This window comes from Nemorincola caseinilytica, from assembly GCF_039540515.1.
Classification (GTDB): Bacteria; Bacteroidota; Bacteroidia; order Chitinophagales; family Chitinophagaceae; genus Nemorincola; species Nemorincola caseinilytica.
In genome coordinates, this window is the sequence record NZ_BAABFA010000005.1 from 25,912 (window position 1) to 42,344 (window position 16,433).

Annotated in this window: 15 protein-coding genes; 5 read left to right on the forward strand and 10 right to left on the reverse strand. The window is 51.0% G+C overall.

What is annotated here, in order from left to right; genetic code table 11:
• The gene (locus ABD843_RS02420; protein WP_345077967.1) at positions 1–1,575 is read left to right on the forward strand and encodes a hypothetical protein; all 1,575 of its coding nucleotides are present in this window, start codon (positions 1–3) and stop codon (positions 1,573–1,575) included.
• A gap of 170 nt (positions 1,576–1,745) precedes the next feature.
• Positions 1,746–4,226 (forward strand): NHL domain-containing protein, encoded by a 2,481-nt coding sequence (locus ABD843_RS02425; RefSeq protein WP_345077970.1) that lies wholly within the window; start codon positions 1,746–1,748, stop codon positions 4,224–4,226.
• 6 nt (positions 4,227–4,232) lie between these two features.
• Here the strand turns inward: ABD843_RS02425 and ABD843_RS02430 are convergent, their stop codons facing one another.
• The 3 genes from ABD843_RS02430 to ABD843_RS02440 all read right to left on the reverse strand — a co-directional run bounded on the left by ABD843_RS02430 (position 4,233) and on the right by ABD843_RS02440 (position 7,335).
• The gene (locus ABD843_RS02430; protein ID WP_345077973.1) at positions 4,233–4,430 is read right to left on the reverse strand and encodes a hypothetical protein; all 198 of its coding nucleotides are present in this window, start codon (positions 4,428–4,430) and stop codon (positions 4,233–4,235) included.
• Between the two features lie 78 nt (positions 4,431–4,508).
• The gene (locus ABD843_RS02435) at positions 4,509–5,810 is read right to left on the reverse strand and encodes a TolC family protein (RefSeq protein WP_345077976.1); all 1,302 of its coding nucleotides are present in this window, start codon (positions 5,808–5,810) and stop codon (positions 4,509–4,511) included.
• A 187-nt stretch (positions 5,811–5,997) separates the two neighbouring features.
• Positions 5,998–7,335 carry a sensor histidine kinase gene (locus ABD843_RS02440; protein ID WP_345077979.1) on the reverse strand — a complete coding sequence of 446 codons (1,338 nt, stop codon included), beginning with the start codon at positions 7,333–7,335 and terminating at the stop codon, positions 5,998–6,000.
• Between the two features lie 166 nt (positions 7,336–7,501).
• Here ABD843_RS02440 and ABD843_RS02445 point away from each other — a divergent pair, with 166 nt between their 5' ends.
• Positions 7,502–9,010: a GWxTD domain-containing protein gene (locus ABD843_RS02445; RefSeq protein ID WP_345077982.1), complete on the forward strand. Its 1,509-nt coding sequence runs from the start codon at positions 7,502–7,504 to the stop codon at positions 9,008–9,010.
• A gap of 11 nt (positions 9,011–9,021) precedes the next feature.
• On the opposite strand, the gene ABD843_RS02450 is transcribed toward ABD843_RS02445, so the two are convergent.
• Positions 9,022–10,155 (reverse strand): DNA polymerase III subunit, encoded by a 1,134-nt coding sequence (locus ABD843_RS02450; protein WP_345077984.1) that lies wholly within the window; start codon positions 10,153–10,155, stop codon positions 9,022–9,024.
• Between the two features lie 138 nt (positions 10,156–10,293).
• On the opposite strand from ABD843_RS02450, the gene ABD843_RS02455 reads away from it, so the two are divergent.
• Positions 10,294–11,352 (forward strand): hypothetical protein, encoded by a 1,059-nt coding sequence (locus ABD843_RS02455; protein ID WP_345077987.1) that lies wholly within the window; start codon positions 10,294–10,296, stop codon positions 11,350–11,352.
• Positions 11,353–11,377: 25 nt separating this feature from the next.
• On the opposite strand, the gene ABD843_RS02460 is transcribed toward ABD843_RS02455, so the two are convergent.
• From ABD843_RS02460 to ABD843_RS02470, 3 genes are all read right to left on the reverse strand, one after another.
• On the reverse strand, positions 11,378–12,589 hold the full coding sequence (locus ABD843_RS02460; RefSeq protein WP_345077990.1) for a transglutaminase domain-containing protein: 1,212 nt from the start codon (positions 12,587–12,589) through the stop codon (positions 11,378–11,380).
• 138 nt (positions 12,590–12,727) lie between these two features.
• Positions 12,728–13,162, reverse strand: coding sequence for an FKBP-type peptidyl-prolyl cis-trans isomerase (locus ABD843_RS02465; RefSeq protein WP_425575650.1), 435 nt, complete (start codon positions 13,160–13,162; stop codon positions 12,728–12,730).
• Positions 13,163–13,269: 107 nt separating this feature from the next.
• Positions 13,270–13,890 carry an L-threonylcarbamoyladenylate synthase gene (locus ABD843_RS02470; RefSeq protein WP_345077993.1) on the reverse strand — a complete coding sequence of 207 codons (621 nt, stop codon included), beginning with the start codon at positions 13,888–13,890 and terminating at the stop codon, positions 13,270–13,272.
• Positions 13,891–13,997: 107 nt separating this feature from the next.
• Here ABD843_RS02470 and ABD843_RS02475 point away from each other — a divergent pair, with 107 nt between their 5' ends.
• Positions 13,998–14,825, forward strand: coding sequence for a glycosyltransferase family 2 protein (locus ABD843_RS02475; protein ID WP_345077996.1), 828 nt, complete (start codon positions 13,998–14,000; stop codon positions 14,823–14,825).
• Positions 14,826–14,967: 142 nt separating this feature from the next.
• Here the strand turns inward: ABD843_RS02475 and ABD843_RS02480 are convergent, their stop codons facing one another.
• The 3 genes from ABD843_RS02480 to ABD843_RS02490 are packed head-to-tail and all read right to left on the reverse strand — an operon-like array spanning position 14,968 to position 16,379.
• Positions 14,968–15,471: a hypothetical protein gene (locus ABD843_RS02480; protein ID WP_345077999.1), complete on the reverse strand. Its 504-nt coding sequence runs from the start codon at positions 15,469–15,471 to the stop codon at positions 14,968–14,970.
• 37 nt (positions 15,472–15,508) lie between these two features.
• Entirely contained in the window at positions 15,509–15,766 is a 258-nt protein-coding gene (locus ABD843_RS02485) for an acyl-CoA-binding protein (RefSeq protein ID WP_345078002.1), read from the reverse strand.
• A gap of 19 nt (positions 15,767–15,785) precedes the next feature.
• Positions 15,786–16,379 (reverse strand): DUF1684 domain-containing protein, encoded by a 594-nt coding sequence (locus ABD843_RS02490; RefSeq protein WP_345078005.1) that lies wholly within the window; start codon positions 16,377–16,379, stop codon positions 15,786–15,788.
• Positions 16,380–16,433 lie beyond the last annotated feature (54 nt).

Below are 16,433 nucleotides of genomic sequence, written 5' to 3' on the forward strand. Positions count from 1 at the left end.
GTGGATAAGAAACAGAAACATATCGATGACCTCTTCCGCGACAAGCTGGGGACCTATACCGAGGCGCCACCCCCCGACGCCTGGTATGATATGGGGAAAAAGCTGGATACACTGGTGCCACATTCGCCTGTGCAGCCATACCGCTGGCTGGGTCATGTGGGTATAGCATCGCTCATAGTAGCGCTGGGTGTATCGGTAGTGAGCCGCTTTGTAGGAAATAATGAGGGTAGTGTAGCTGTAGCAGATAACAAGCAGGTTATCAGTAATATAGATAATGCTGCTACTGCAGATGTAAGTACTGCTGCATCTGCCTCGCCAGAGGCTGCAGTATCTGAAACGCCTGGCAACAAGAACGAAGGAGAGGATAAGTATATAGCCGTGAATGCAAGGACGGCCGATGCTTTAGGGTTTGGGGAGAGTTATTCTGAAAATGCTGATAATGAATATATTGAGGGTGTTACTGAAATAAAAAAAGAAAGCGCGCATGATGATATGAGCAGCCAGAGTGGTAATGGTACCGGGGCATACACCAGTGCCATTACCACTACCCGCAACGATACATATGGCAATGTTTATAACAGTACACATGGTACAGGTGGCAATGAGGATGCTGTGACAGGTAGTCTGTACAATACATCAAGTGAGCAACGCAAGTCATATGAAGATCAAGAATTTAATTCTAATAAAAACGAACTTACACCTTCAACGAAAGTAAATGATATAGTGAGTACAGACGACCATTTTATTGCACCGAAAAATGTGGCTGATATAGCCCGGAAAAATAAAATGGCCGGTATAGAAAGGTGGGAAATAGGGGTAAAGGCCGGTTATGAGCGCGGGTTCGATAATGTGGCCGCTACGGCCTATGTGGTGTCTCCCTATGTAAGCTACAAGGTTTCGCCAAAGGTGGCCATAATGGTGCAGCCCGCGGTGAAGATGGCACATGCCCGGGAGCATAATATAGGTAATACCCAGAGCTATTATAGGGTGAACAACGATACCCGGATAACGGCAGTGGAGAGTTTCACTACATCGCGGGTAGAGGGTACGAGTGTGGTATTTTACAACAATACCCGCTTCCGCTATACGCAGACGCACGATGAGGTGACAAAGGCCAACAGGACAGGAGGCAATTATATGCAGTACGAGCTGCCTGTACTGCTCAACTACAAGATCACCAGCAAGCTGAGCGTTTATGGTGGTGCCAATATGGTATACAGTAAATTACAAGGAGTTACAGAGCATACCTCAATGAACGCTGGCATTGTAAGAACGGTGGATACCCTCATTACTGCACGGAATACACCGGTAGCGCCTGACGCAGGTGATGTTATCACCTATACCGGAACACCCATTTCAGAATATGCCGGCCCCGTTTACCCTGCTACCCGAGAGAGCCAACTGAGAATAGGTGCAACAGTAGGTATAAGTTATGCATACAGCAACAGGTGGCTGGTAGATGCCATGGTGCAAAAGACCCCTGCCCCTGCTAATGTGAAGAATGGATACAATATCAATGCGCCGCTTTCGGCGCCCGGTTTCCGTGTCTCTATTGGTTATAAGATAAAAAAATGACCTGCCTGTGAACCTTATCTTTTTCCACATTGATACCGAAGCTGAATTTTACCGTTATGTAAATTCAGAGTAAATTTGATAGCAGAACATAACCGGACCCTTCCGGAGCGACGAATAAGAGAACCAGATAAACTATGAACAGATGTCTATACTGCCTGTATCGTATAGTTATGTTCATTGTCTTGCCGTTTGCCGCTCCTGCGCAGATCATTTCAAATGTGGCCGGTAACGGTACCGTAGGGTATTCAGGTAATGGGGGAGATGCCACAGTGGCCCGTCTCGATTCTCCTACATGTGTTGCCCTCGATGGATCGGGTAATGTATACATAAACGATCAGCTCAATCACAGTATACGCAAAGTAGACCCTGCCGGTGTCATTACGACACTTGCGGGGACAGGTTCATTTGGCTATGGCGGCGATGGCGGCCCGGCATCTGCCGCCCGCCTGAATGGTAACTGGGGCGTAGCTGCCGATGCCGCAGGCAATGTATACATCACCGACCAGTACAACTACCGAGTGCGCCGGGTGGGTACATCGGGCACCATCACTACTATAGCGGGTACGGGTGCCAATGGCTATTCGGGCGATGGTGGGCCGGCGGTGAGCGCTACCTTCCGCAAGCCCCTGGGCATAGCGGTAGATGATGAGGGCAATGTATATGTAGGCGATGCCGATAATTACCGCATCAGGCGCATATCTGTGGCAGGTAATATCACTACTTATGCAGGTACAGGTACATCGGGCAATAGTGGAGACGAAGGCCCTGCTACCGACGCCCGGCTGGGCTATGTGTGGGGATTGGCAACAGGCAAAGATGGCAGCCTGTATATATGCGATGGTACCTATCACAAGATCCGCAAAGTAACACCCGATGGCATTATACATACTTTTGCAGGTACGGGTACAGCAGGCATCAGCGGCGATAATGGCCCGGCCACAGCGGCCAGGTTCAACTTGCCGGTTGGCGTAAGTGTGTTGCCCAATGGCACCGTAGTGGTAACAGATTGCCGCAACGACCGCATACGCAAAATAGGTACCGATGGTATAGTGCGTACTATAGGTGGCACGGGTGTAGCAGGTTATAATGGCGACGGGATACCTGCCACAGCAGCACGGCTGCACAGCCCCGTTGGTATAGCTACCGACGCCAGTGAGAATATCTATTTTGCCGACATGGGCAATGTACGGGTGCGAAAGATCGCCAATGTGCTGTATTTCATAAAAGGCGATGATACCGTACTGGATGTTTGCCAGAACTCCATTCCTGTCTCCATAAACCATTTGCTTGCCGTTCGCGATATATATGTAGGCCTTACAGATGTATGGACCCTGCAGACAGCACCCGCGCATGGTACTGCTGTTGTAGGTCATTCAGCTACATCTACAGGTGGCATTACCACTCCTGCGGGTATTACCTATACCCCCGATGCCGGTTATAATGGCACCGACTCTTTCGAGATAAAGGTGGCGAATTCTATTACCAGTGATGTGATAAAGATATATGTGAATGTTGCCCCGTTGCTATCGCCCGGTACTATAGAAGGGCCGGATATGGTGTGCCTTGGCGAAACCGTATGGCTTTCGAATCCTACGGCAGGTGGCGGGGTATGGTCGGTAGTGGGTAGTAAGTTGAGTGTTGCGGTGGCGGGGGGCATATGTGTGGTAAGGGGCGAGGGTGAGGGCGTGGATACCGTACGGTACCAGGTGACCAATGCCTGTGGTGTAGCTACCACCACAAAGGCCATAACGGTGAACCCACTGCCCGATGCAGGTACACTTACAGGGCCTGCGGCATTTTGCAAAGGCAGCACGGTGGCCTTCATAGCCTCTGTGCCCGGTGGTATCTGGAGCACCAGTAACCCGAATACCGAAGTAAATGTGCTGGGCCAGGTAAAGGGCCTGCAGGGTGGGCCATCTACGGTTATATATACCGTCAGCAATGCATGGTGCCAGGCGGCGGCCATAAAAATGGTAGTAGTAGAGGTATTTCCTGAGGCCGGTGTGATAGAGGGGCCCATGGGGGTTTGTCTGCACAGCGAGGTATTGCTGAAAGACACCATAGAAGGTGGGGTATGGAGCAGCACCCTGGGCAATGTGTCTGTGAGCAATGGTAAAGTACGAGGCTTGGCCGTAGGGAACGATTTTGTGAACTATAGCATTACCAATACCTGTGGCACCGATGTGGCCTCCTTGCCCATAATGGTATACCCTGTACCCGCTGAGCCAGACGTAACAGTGATACAGGGCGTACTATATGCCACAAAAGGCTACCCCTCTTACCAATGGCGCATCAATACGACCGATATTCCCGGAGCTACGGCCGATACATTCTATGCGCAGGAGACGGGCATATACGAGGTAGTAGTGAAGAACACCAGCGGGTGCAGCGCCGTATCGGCAAAGCTGAACTATACCGGTTGTGATCCGGGAGATATGGAAGTGATGCCCAATCCTGTTACCGGCGAACTGACAGTGGTATGGTGCAAAAAAGTGACCGCCATATTGCTGACGATAGACGGCCGCTATGTGGGGCAGGCCGATGAGGTGAGGAAAATAATATTCAGAGACATACCATCGGGCACATACATACTGAATGTGTATGACAATGAGATGGAGAAAGTACGGTCGGTGAAGATAGTGAAGCTGTGACGGGCATCATTTCCAGATGCGCCTGTTGTACCAGTTCTTGCGGTACCATTTCCTTTTATACTGGTTGTAATGCTCGGTATGTGCCTTGCCGTCCTCGTCCCTGAAGGTAGAATAACGCCTGCGGTCGAGCGCGCAACTGGAATTGCTAATGATAATGACCACTATTATTGCTACCAAACACAGTAAAGTATTCTTGTTCTTCATGCACGAATGAGTTGTGAGCCCGGGAAAATACCGGGTAAATATACAAAAAGATCGGGTTTGCGGCTTATTAAGGCTTTATCAATTGGTCTGTACCAGTTTGTTCTCCAGTTCCAGCACCTGTGTCTCATTTACCTTCACATTGTATTCGGCTGTGTATAGCCTTATCAGGGCCAGCACATAGTCGTTCTCTGCCTGCCTCAGCTCCAGCGTGGTTCCGGCGCCCAGCTTGAAGCGGGCGCTCTGTATGTCCACTGCTTCTTTGGCATAGCCTATATTGTCATTGGCCAGCCGGTAGGCAGCTATAGAGAATGTGTAGCTGCGCCATGCGGTACGGTACTGGCGGCCTACAATGGTGTTCTGCCTTTCGTATAGTAGCTCATCGCGCATGGCCTGTAAAGAGGCTACCCTAGCCTGGCGGCGTATATTGCCACCCATGAACAGGGGAACACTGAGGTTAAGCGCACCATTGGCGCCATAGGTCTGCGAAAAAAGTGCGAAGCCCGTAGCGCTGGTACTGCGGCTGTATATATATCCTCCGTTGAAGGTGAGGGTAGGCAGGGCGTAGGTGCGGGCGATATCGGCAGAGATATGAGATATATCGGCGCTGCGCCTGAATGCGCTCAGCGAAAGGTTGATGTCGCGCAGCCTGTCCTTGTCGGTGGGTTGCAGGCGCATGTTTATCTGCAGGCTGTCATCTACCCTGTATAGTTTTCCTTCGTTGGTACCCATAAGCACGCTCAGCGAATCGCATGCCTGTGCGAACGTGGCCAGGTAGGTAAGAGAGTCGTCGCGGCGGGCGCTGAGGTCTACAAGGGCGGTCACATAGTCGAATTTCGCGCCTGCTCCTGTGCGGTATTTCAGGTCGGCCAGTTTCAGCCGCTCCTGCGAAAGGCGCAGTGCCGTATCTACCGCTATGAGGCGTTTTTGCTGCAGGGTCACCTGCGCATACATCTGTATGGTACGCGATACCATGGTCTGCATTTGTGTCTTTAGCTGTATATCGCCCAGCGCCTCCAGTTCATTCAGTTGCTTTTTTACCAGGAACATGCGGCCTCCATCGAATATCGTCCAGTTCACCGTCAGCACGGGGTTCACATTCGTGTTCACAGCGTTAGGGTTATTCTGCTTCGAGCCATTGGCAAGATCGCTCTGTACATTGTTGCGGCTGCCCGATACTGTGACGCCCGCAGCTACCGAGGGCGAGAACCCGGCATTTCCCAGTGTGTTGTTGCGAATGGCCTGTTCTTTGGCCACATTGGCTATCTGGATATCGAAATTATGCTGAAGGGTACGGGCTATAGCATCCTGCAGGGTGAGTCTTTCCTGTGCCTGTGCGCCACCTGCGACCAACATCGCCAGCAGCAATATGTACTTATTCATCAGGTTATGCTTTGAGCAGATCAATTATATCTTCCGAAGCCCGGTATTGTTGCTAAGAGATGTGACCGGGAGCGCATCTTTGGTGTAAAAAACTGCTTATCAAAAGTGACGATAATAGCGCAGAAAAGCAAAAAAGAGTACATACATACATTTTTAGAAGCGCAATTTTAACACTGCGCGTTGACAACTATACAGGGAAATAAAGCTTGAAGGTAGCGCCCTTATCGGGTACGCCTTCGCCCCTTATGTAGCCCTCGTGATTGGCCATTATACGCTGGCATATGGCCAGGCCCACACCCTTACCCTCGTACCTGGAGCCCTCTGTATGAAGGCGCCTGAACATTCGGAAGATATCGGATATGTGCCTGTTGTCGAACCCTATACCATTATCGGCAATGCTGATGCAGTGGAACTGCTGGTTGGGCATCGGCCGGCCGCCATCTGCTAGTTCGCTCTCGGGCACTATCCTGTAGCTCACATATATCTCGGGTTTCGTATCCTCTTTCACAAATTTCAGCGCATTGTCCATCAGCGCCCTGAAGAGTATGGTCATTTGCGAGCCATAGCATGTGATGGTAGGCAGGTCTTCTACCCGCACCACTGCATTATTTTCTTTTATGGTATCGTTCATGTCCGATACTACCTGTTCTATTATCGTATTCAGGTTCACCGATGCCTTTTGTTCATCGATGCGCGTAAGGTTGGTAAGGCTCTCAAGGTCGGCTATGAGCGATCGCATCCTGTTGGCAGAGCCATATATGCGTGTCAGTGTGTCCTTTGTGCCATCATCTTCGGCGCTATTGCTTTTGCGTACTATAAGCATGTTGCTGAACACCTGTATCTTCCGCAGGGGCTCCTGCAGGTCGTGAGAGATAGAGTAGGCTATATCCTGTAGTTCGCTGTGCGATCGTTCCAGATCTATGATCTTGGCTTGTAACCGTTCCTGGTATAGTATACCGGCCCGCATCAACCTCATAAGCAACAGGAACAGGAACAGGGTGATCATGCAGAAGATGGCGAGCAGTGTTTTTATGGTACTGGTGGTCAGCTTCTGGTAGAACACCTGTTTGTCCTGCCTTTCTTTCAGCAGTCTTATCTCTGTGGCATGCATCACGCGGAAGAGGCGGTTGGCATTGACGGTGAGTTTTCGTCCTTCAAAATAATAGGGCGAAGCCTCTTTTGCATGGCTGGTATCGATATAAGAGAAATTTTCGTGCAACGACCGTATCCTCGACCCTATGGTCTCCCGCAGGTCTATCATGTTCCGCGACTGGACCGCATTGTCCGACAATAGCGCATCCAGGGAGTCGAGCATTTGCACCAGGCTGTCCGATGCACCGTTTATGGCGCGTATATACCCGGTATCGTTGGCCAGTATATATCCCCGTTCCCAGCGGTCCACGTCTTTAAAATACACCTCGGCACGGTACAGGGTGCGTATCACCTTATTGCTGTGCGATACGGCATTGGAGTGGTTGGTAAGTGTGGTGAAGCGCCCGATGGAAAAAAGCGAGAGCGCTATCATGGATATGAAAGAAATACAGAAAGCTACGAAAGTTATTTTCAGTCGTTTCTTCATGGGGCTCCAAAACTACAGGTTGTAACGCTATTTTTTTGTCTTTTTATTTTAACATAGTGTACCTCTATAAGCTACAGGCCATTTTGTAATTTGCGCAAAACAGAGCGAACAGATGAACCCGAGGAACATAGTGTTCTTTTTACTGCTTTTTGCGGCATTGCCATCGCTGGCGCGTATCAATGCCACTGTAGGGCATACCATATACTACAAAAAGAGTGCCGCAGGTGTGTACCGGCCTGCTCCACAGGTATACTGGCAGGTAGATCCCGGCTCGTTGCGCTTCTTTACCAACGATAAAAAGCAGATAGTGGCACAGATGCGTACCGATATAGTGTTCTCTGATGCCGGTGGGATGCTGCATGAGGACCATTTCGTGCTGCGGACACCGCCACGCGCCGATGTGCAGGGCCTGAGTACTCTTAATATACTGGAACAGAGGCAATATGTACTGGAAAGGCCCATACAGGGAAAGGTGAGGATGTATATGGTCATAACAGACATGAGCGACACCTTTAATGCATATACTTTCACAGACAGTATGGATGTATCTGCCGATACCTCGCGCCCGTTCTTCAGCGGCCTTAAACTGCTGGCCATAAATGATAGTGCAGGACGTTCCATACCGCTGTGTGCCAACTTTCTGGACGATGCGCAACGTACCCTGTACTACAACGCAGAGCTATACAATGCCGGCGCCGATAAGATAAATGCATCGGCATACCCCATTGTCCGCAGGGTGCGCCTGAGCAAAAAGCCGAACGAGGTATTTCTGCCCGAGCTGATGGTGACAGACACTTTCACCGCCAATGTACCTGCCGCGGCATGGGGAGCCATACCGATAGGCAGGCTCACATCGGGCAATTATTATCTGAATATCAGCATTGAAGACAAGTACTCTGTCCCTATAGCCTCGCGCAGTATGTTCTTTCAGCGGATGAACACCCACCCCGACAAAGTAGAGGAGGTAGCTACCAGGAGCATGACCGAGATACTGAAGGACACAGGTATGGAGAAGGTAACGGTGCTGAACATGGAAAAGACCTTCCTTGCCAAATACAATATGCAGCAGCTACGATCTATACTGAAGATGCTGCTGCCGGTATGCGACGCCATGCAGACCAATACTATAAATGGCTTTCTGAAAAAGCCGGATGAGATGTATATGAAATATTTCATCTTCAACTACTTCCAGGATAAGGACCCGAAAGACCCGGCAAAGGCGTGGAAGGAGTATTCGGAAAGGGTGGTAGAGGTGAATAAAAAATTCAATGCGAACGGCAATGCAGGCTATGAGACCGACAGGGGCTTTATATACCTGCGCTATGGCAAGCCTACTGACGTAATAACTGTTACAGGCGAGTCGGGCTCGCTGCCATACGAGATATGGCAGTACAACAATCTTACTCAATTCGGTAACAAGAAGGAGCTGGCCAATTCGCTGTTCCTTTTCTACAAGCGCTCGCAAGCCATGACAGACTATATGCTGCTGCACTCTACGGTGCCGGGCGAAATGATGAACCCTGCGTGGCGCAATTATCTTTTCACCGGTAATGGTGCGTCCAATGCCGGTTTCAGCATGAACTCGCGTGCAGAGCAATACTTTGGCGCCACCACCAGGTAGCGTTCAGACGGTCATATGGGCATCTTTACACCCAGTACTATATGGTGCATTTTTATGAGCATGGCATGTAGCTGGGTCTTGCTATGGGCATTCCTTTCTATGTAGTAGATGGTATCGCCAAGTACTTTTGTCATATCGTTCATGCCTTCGAACGATAGTTTGGTGCCTGCGAGTTTCCTTACGAATTCGGCCTCGGCGGCCTGCAATGCTATGGGCGCATTGGGGGCATAGCGCGCCTTTATGGCATGTTCCAGCAGTTGTATGATGTAGTGCAGCAGATCTTTTTGCTGTTCCCTTCCGGCCTTAGACCAATCCTCTACGAATTTGGAGACACCGGCACCATTGTTGGTGAACAGGATGTTGAACATTTGCCTCACTTCGGGGAAAAGATCGTTCTCGCTATGGCGAATGAGGCGCAGGGCCTCAGTATAGCTACCCATGGCTATCTGGGCTACCTGTGCGGCTATGGAAGGATCGGTGGCGGTGCGTGCGGTAAGCGCATCGGCTATGTCTGTGGCAGGTATGGGTACCAGCCTTACCTCTTGCGTGCGCGACCGTATAGTGGCCAGTATATTCTCGCGCTGTTCGGCCACGAATATCATTATCGTGTCCTGCGGCGGCTCTTCTATCAGCTTCAGCAATATATTGCCCTCCTTGCCCAGGTATTCGGGCCGCCACATCAGCAATACCTTTTTACCCCCTTCGTATGAGCGCAGGTAGAGGGTCTCTATTATCTCGCGGCATTCGTCGGCGGTGATGTTGCCTTGCTTGTTCTCGGCGCCTATGAACTGCAGCCATTCGAAGGTGGTGCCATAGGGTGTCTGCTTCACAAATTCCCTGAACTCCTGCATATGCTGCTTGCTCATGGGTTTTACCCCCGGCCTGTGCGATATGGATGGGAAGCTGAGGTGAAGGTCGGCATGTTCCAGCCGGGCCACCTTGCTGCATCCGGGGCATTTGCCGCAAGAGTCGAATTCGCTCTTCTGCTCGCAGAAGATATACTGGGCCAGCGCCAGTGCCAGTGGCAGGCCGCCGGTACCTTCGGCGCCTGTGATAAGTAGTGCATGGGGGAAAGTATTGTTTCCCCACATTCTTAATAACCCGTTCTTTGCTGCCTGCTGGCCTACTACACTTGCGAAATTCAAAACAACATACTTGGTGTGAAATAGTAGGGCAAAGCTAATTAAAAAACGAGAGCACGGGTTCTAACACGGGTGCATAACTTAAAGTTCCGGATAAGGAGGAAACACTTATTTTTAAACACACAAGTACTTGACCATATCATGTTCCTGCAATTCGATATAAATAAGGATGCCAATGATGAGCTGGTGCACCAGAAGCTGGCACTGATAAACGAGGAAACATCGCCGCTGATGCGTATGATGTGGATATACAATGCCGACGAGCCCAACCGCCGCACATTTGAGAACAATATATGCACCTTTCATATAGGTAATGGCTACTTCCTGAGCGTGGCACACAACCTGAGGATGCAGGCAGGCTTTGTACGGTCGATAGATGCCGACCTGTACCGTGCCGAGATACTGCAGAAGCTGGACGGATCGCAGAACCGGCTGATGGAACAGCACTATTTTACCGATGAATATACCCGCAAGCGCTACCTGGCCAATAGCGATCCTGCGAACCTGCATACCATCACCAATATACTGAAGCAGAAACGCTTTGATACCCGGTGGGTGACACTTGCCCAGAAAGGCATATGTACGCCGCATGTGATATTCCAGTTTCGCGAGAACATGTTCTATAAGGATGCCGACATTACCCGCCAGTTCGACGCCAATATGCAACTGTACGATGCCGATGCGCATAAGTATACCTTTATGCTGCCTGTAGAACTGGTGGCCGCCTATTATACCGAGGATGTGGCGCTGTACCGCATAGTGGATACCCCGGCCGAAGTGATAGCAAAGATACCATCGCTACCGGTATGCTACGACCTGCTGGAAGAGGACAATGCAAAGCTATACTGCCTGCAGAGCTCGCCCGGTGGCGCAGTAGGGCGCCTGCTGAACATAGCACGCATAGAGGGCCTGCTGGACCATTTCGGGGTATTCCAGGACGATATAGGTGGTAATTATCTTTTTGAGCGATACCGCTACCTCATAAAGGGCTATTTCCGCTTCGGGTCGTCGGGCGCACCATACCTGTATTACAACAGCGCCCGCAATAGTTTTGTGATAAATGCCATACAGAGCGAGGCCAGCGGCGTGCAGCTATCTATAAAGAACGACCGCGAGGGCAACTACCAGTATGTGAACGCCATAGCCACACCCCTGCATGTACTGAAAGATAGCCTGCAAAGCCATATAGGCAGGGTATGACAATGCATAAAGTGTAAGAAGGATATCAGTTGAGCGGTATACCCATCCAGGTGTACTTGTAGAACATGCTTTTGCGACCGGTCTTGCCCTTGCTGAGGTATTTCTGCAAAAAGTCTTTCTGCTCTATAAGGGTTCGGTTCACTTCGTCCATATTCTTTTCCAATGGGCCTGCCAGCTCGTCTATTTTGACATCCTGCCCGCGTATGCTGTTCAGCTTTACCTGTACGCGCAGCATTTTGCGGTCCACGGTATCTAGCATGCCTTGTATCTCGGCATCTGTGCGGGCCGGTGTGAACTGCCTGTTGCGATAATTGATGAAATTGTTGAGGTCGCGTACGCCGCTGTTGAGGTCGGTAACGGCAGCATTGTATACATTCACCAGGCGGTTCTGCCGTTCTACATCTATATTGTGCTTCAGGTTAGAGAAATAATTGAACGCCATGGGTGTTTTTATGCCGTTCTGTTCCATACGGCGGGCCTCGGCCTCGTACTGCTGCAGGCGTGGCAGTTTCTCGTGAGCGGCTATGCTATCAGGGTAGCTGAAAAAGGGTTTTGATCTGTTCACTTCTGTTCTGCCCTCTGCAAATTCCTGGGTGGTGACAGGGTAATTGAGGAATTGCCACATGGGATCGAAGGGCATGTGCGTTCGAATGATGTCGGCAGGCAGGCTCATGAAGTAGGTATTGTCTATGCGCCGCGTGAATTTGTTGTTGCTGATGTAGCCCGAGCCCCAGGTGGGGTCGAAGATGTAGTACTGGCCATCTACCTGTGCAGCGCACCATTGATGCGGCAGATCGGAAGTTTGGCCATTGTGGCGGGTATAGCCGCCTATGAGCCATGATGTGAGCCCGCATTTCTGGCACAGATCGTGGAAGACGGCCGCATAGTTCTCGCAAATGCCTTTGCGCAGCCTCATTATCTTGTCTATCTTATCCTGCTCTTTCTCGTGAAAGTTGAGGGCGTACATGTTGTCTACATCATACTCGAAACTAGATGCCGTCCAGATGAATATGGCCCTTATCTTTTCCTTTTGCGTGCCGAAGCCGGAGTTTATATAGCGTGCGACACCCTGCGTGGTGGTGGCCTCGCCGGCAGGTATCTCCAGCGCTTTTTTGTCTATGGTCGCATATTCACTGGCCGCAGGCGTGGCAGAGGGCTTAGGGGGTGATGTCCTGGTCTGTCCATTGCCGGTATATGCCAGTACAAGCAGCAATAGCAAATTTATGGTCGTTCTCATGGGGTATTATCGCAGGTGGTAAAGTTACAGGCATATGGGCAATTACCCGAGGTACGAAATACAGATATTCCCAAGATAATAACACCCGCACGATTCGGGGACCGTGCGGGTGTGTTGTTTATTGAATGAGCGTGTTATTTAGTTGATGCTGATGAGCTCTACATCGAATACCAGTGTGCTGTTGGGGCCTATGACCGGGCCTACCTGGCGGTTGCCATAACCCAGGTGTGGCGGTATGAAGAAACGCCATTTGCTGCCGGTACCCATAAGCTGCAGGCCTTCGGTCCAGCCTTTGATGACCATGTTGAGCGGGAAGGAGGCAGGCTTGCCACGGTTCACAGAGCTATCGAACACGGTACCATCTATGAGTGTGCCATGGTAGTGGCAGGTAACGGTATTGAACTCGGTGGGCTTTGGGCCGCTGCCTTCGGTGAGTACTTCGTACTGCAGGCCGCTGGGCAGTTCTGTAACGCCCGGCTTTGCTTTGTTGGCAGCCAGGAATTCCTGGCCGGCCTTGAGGTTCTTTGCTTCTGTATCGCCCTTTAGCTGTGCGAGTCTGTCTGACAAGTTCATTGTAGATGTGTTTTGGCGCAAAAATAGGCAAAGAAGTCGTTAGTCGTTAGTAGATAGTCGTTAGTCGCGACCCGGCAGAGGTATTTCCGTCCTGAACTGTCAATAGCTTATCCCAGCAGGTGCTCCCACGGGCCGGCGCCCTCGCGTATGAGGGTAGGTGCGCCCTGCGTACAATCTATGACGGTAGATCCCAGTATATGTCCGGGACCGCCATCCACCACTATATCTACCAGGTGGCCGAAGAGGTCGTACATCACTTCAGGATCGGTATAGTACTCTACATGGCCATCCATGGGCAGAGAGGCGCTCATGATGGGGTGTCCCAGATCTTTTACTATGGCCTGGCAAATGCGGTTATCGGGTACGCGTATACCAACGGTGTCCTTTTTGGTCTTGAGGAGTTTGGGTACCTGCTTGCTGGCCTCTAGTATGAAGGTGTATGGGCCGGGCAGGGCGGCCTTCAGCATACGGAATATGGGGGTATCGACACTGCGGGCATAGTCTGACAGGTGGCTGAGATCGGCACAGATGAAGGAGAACTGGGCTTTTTTTACATCCACGTTCTTGATGCGGGCTATGCGGGTGATGGCATCGGCACTCTGTATAGAGCAGCCGATACCATAAATGGTATCGGTAGGGTAGATGATGACCCCGCCATTGCGCAGGCACTCTACCACGGTGGCCAGGTTGCGTGGCTGAGGGTTGTCGGGGTGGATATGCAGCCGCATAGGGATGGATATTTATATAAAGTTACGAACGATATGGCTAAGTAGGGTATTCGGTGCGGGTTTTCAGTGGCAACTTTATACTTTTGGTGTGTTAATAAATATTCGCTTTGCAGCTATCTATCATCATACCTACCTGGAACAACCTGGCCTTTGCACGACTGTGCGTGGAGAGCATAAGAAAGAATTCGGCATACCGGCACCAGGTGATACTGCACATAAATGATGGCAGTGACGGCACGCTGCAATGGGCGCAGCAGGAGGGTATAGACCATACCTATACGCCCGATAATGCGGGTATATGCATGGCGGTGAACGAGGCGGGCGGACTGGCAAAGCACGATCATATAGTATACATGAACGATGATATGTATGTGTGCCCCGAGTGGGATGTGCATATAGCGGACGAGATAAGGGCGGCGGGCACGGACTGTTTCATGTTCTCCAGCACTATGATAGAGCCCATAAACTACCACAACCCATGTGTGATACACCGCGACCATGGGCAGACGATAGAGACCTTTGACGAGGCGGGCCTACTGCGAGAATGCAATACCATACCCAAGGCCGACTGGACAGGCAGCACATGGCCGCCTACCATTGTACACCGCAAATACTGGCTGATAACGGGCGGCTACAGCATAGAGCTGAGTCCGGGTGTGAGCAGCGATGACGACTTTGCGATGAAGATGTGGGCCGCGGGCTGTCGCATATTCAAGGGCATAGGACGGAGCAGGGTGTATCATTTCCAATCGAAATCGACACTGCGGATAAAGAAGAACGATGGCCGCAAACAGTTCCTGATGAAGTGGGGGATGAACCAGTCGACCTTCAATAAGTACTATATAAGGCGGGGCACACCATATACCGGGCCGCTGAAGGAGCCGCAGGGGCTGGGCTGGGAGCGTTTCAGGGCGTGGGTGAAGCGGAAGTTGTGAACCTTTTCTGAACCTTGATTTGAAGGATGGAGGGATGAGCTTGATCGAGTGCTTGGCCGGTCTGGAGACCGGCTGATCTGTATAGACACGAGAGCGCTGCGCTAACTCTCGCGCCAGTGGTATCCAGGTTTTAGCAACGATGTTATGCCCAGCTTAGGAAATGGAAGGTGTTTCCTTTGAGGATGAGGTAGCCGAGGCGTTGGCGGATCATTACTTTGTTGTCGGGGGAATATGAAATTGAATAGTGGTCTTGCTGCGAACCGGTATTGTTGGAGAAGCATTGAAGGTCTACGACGCAACGTATACCACCTTCCTGTTTGAAAATGGCCACTCTTTTGACGCTATATGCCGATGCCCGTTCGCCATGTTCGATGTGGGAAATGATGGTGTCTGCCATCGCCATGCCGAGCTTTATCTTGTCTTTTGTGGGGATGGGCAGGCCTTTATCGATGGTGAAACTTGTGGTATCGATATGGATGGGATAGAGCCATTTGTTGTCGGCGAAAAGCTGCCGTACATGGTCGGGTGCGGTAGTGTCGGCGGTCTCTGCCTGTACCTCTGTGTTGTTGCCGGTAGCATTGCCATCCTTGCAGGCTATCGCAAATAGGGCTAATGCCAGGATAGATCCTTTTGTATATTTGTTCATAGTTCGTGATGGTAGTAATAGATGTAGTGATGGTATATCATCCCCTCAGCTTATTCACAACATCTATGTACTGCTGCATAGCCGTGTCGGCAGATGTGCCGTCGAGTGAGGCCCAGGCGTTGTACTTGGCTTTGGCTACGAAGTCGAAGGGGTTGGAGGGGCCATCGGCAGGAGCATCGCCCTCGGTGGCCTGCTTGTATAGGCTGTATAGCTGCAGCAGGGTATCGTTATCGGGGCGGGTGGTTATTAGCTTGCTGTTAGCAACGGCCTGTTCGAAAAGTTGTTTCAGTTCCATATATAAGTAGTGTGTGCTACTAATGTACGAATGTTTTTTCGCCCACGGGTATCTCTATGGGTAGTGTGTTCTCATTGGGTGGTATGGGGCAATTGAACCCTTCGGCATAGGCACAGTAGGGATTGTAGCTTTTATTGAGGTCTAGCAGAATGCGCCCTGCGCTGATGTCCTTTATGGAGAGGTCTATATAGCGACCACCGCCATAGGTCTGGTCGTAATTGGTACGGTCGCGGAAGGGGATGAAGAGGTGGTCTTTGTATACGGTGTCCTTCACAAGGTCTATACCCTGGTAGGCATGCAGGGTGTACTGCTGCCCCTTGACGGTAAAGGTGAGCGTACAGTATTCACGGAAGGGCTTCTGCTTACCACTGTGGGTGGGTATCATGAAGGGTGTGCTGCCGGGCGTTTCCCTCACTTCGGCGATAACACGATAGGTGACATCGGGCGGGAAAAAGCTGATCTTTCCTGCATCGGCCGGCTTTATGGGCTGGCGCTTTTCGGCCAGCAGCTCTTCTATGTACTTTTTGCGGTAGGTCACTATGCTATCGGAGTACGACTGCCCGAGGGCAGCCGTACCTGTTAATAGCGATATGATGAATAAGATGTTTTTCATGTTAAGGGATCTAACCACAAGGGGAGCCTCTCCCCAGCCCTCTCCGAAGGAGAG

What these genes read in the sequence shown, in the direction of transcription:
- ABD843_RS02425 (WP_345077970.1), top strand. Translation starts at nt 1,746, where the DNA reads ATGTTCATTGTCTTGCCGTTTGCCGCTCCTGCGCAGATCATTTCAAAT.
- ABD843_RS02430 (WP_345077973.1), bottom strand. Translation starts at nt 4,430, where the DNA reads ATGAAGAACAAGAATACTTTACTGTGTTTGGTAGCAATAATAGTGGTC.
- ABD843_RS02435 (WP_345077976.1), bottom strand. Translation starts at nt 5,810, where the DNA reads ATGAATAAGTACATATTGCTGCTGGCGATGTTGGTCGCAGGTGGCGCA.
- ABD843_RS02440 (WP_345077979.1), bottom strand. Translation starts at nt 7,335, where the DNA reads ATGATAGCGCTCTCGCTTTTTTCCATCGGGCGCTTCACCACACTTACC.
- ABD843_RS02445 (WP_345077982.1), top strand. Translation starts at nt 7,502, where the DNA reads ATGAACCCGAGGAACATAGTGTTCTTTTTACTGCTTTTTGCGGCATTG.
- ABD843_RS02455 (WP_345077987.1), top strand. Translation starts at nt 10,294, where the DNA reads ATGTTCCTGCAATTCGATATAAATAAGGATGCCAATGATGAGCTGGTG.
- ABD843_RS02460 (WP_345077990.1), bottom strand. Translation starts at nt 12,589, where the DNA reads ATGAGAACGACCATAAATTTGCTATTGCTGCTTGTACTGGCATATACC.
- ABD843_RS02465 (WP_425575650.1), bottom strand. Translation starts at nt 13,162, where the DNA reads ATGAACTTGTCAGACAGACTCGCACAGCTAAAGGGCGATACAGAAGCA.
- ABD843_RS02470 (WP_345077993.1), bottom strand. Translation starts at nt 13,890, where the DNA reads ATGCGGCTGCATATCCACCCCGACAACCCTCAGCCACGCAACCTGGCC.
- ABD843_RS02480 (WP_345077999.1), bottom strand. Translation starts at nt 15,471, where the DNA reads ATGAACAAATATACAAAAGGATCTATCCTGGCATTAGCCCTATTTGCG.
- ABD843_RS02485 (WP_345078002.1), bottom strand. Translation starts at nt 15,766, where the DNA reads ATGGAACTGAAACAACTTTTCGAACAGGCCGTTGCTAACAGCAAGCTA.
- ABD843_RS02490 (WP_345078005.1), bottom strand. Translation starts at nt 16,379, where the DNA reads ATGAAAAACATCTTATTCATCATATCGCTATTAACAGGTACGGCTGCC.